At 35.0% G+C, this 306-nt stretch carries 1 pseudogene; it reads right to left on the reverse strand.

The annotated features are described in order from the left end of the window. Positions 1–119: 119 nt before the first annotated feature. Positions 120–306: pseudogene (locus tag Xinn_RS21655) on the reverse strand (IS630 family transposase); the annotation flags it as partial.

The raw sequence follows: 306 nt of genomic DNA on the forward strand, positions 1-306 counted from the left end.
CGTGGTTTTGATTTATTGTTTGGCGACGATTATCAGATCATAAATGAAGCCTTTTTTCTATCTAAAAATAAACGGTTATTGCTTAAGATCCTGTCTATGATATATTACTAAATAGTTTGTCATAATGGTGAGACTCTTATATTTCTCATTTCTTTCCAAGCCGTTAACGAAGCTCTTCCCAAAAAAATTTTCACATTACGAATAAGCTGCCACATAAATTGGCAACAATGATTGCGTGTCACCGTTTCATGAAGTGATTGCCATAGCCGTTCTATTTTATTTAACCAAGGCGAGTAGACCGGAAGA

The sequence above is a fragment of the Xenorhabdus innexi genome (genome assembly GCF_002632485.1).
Lineage (GTDB): Bacteria > Pseudomonadota > Gammaproteobacteria > Enterobacterales > Enterobacteriaceae > Xenorhabdus > Xenorhabdus innexi.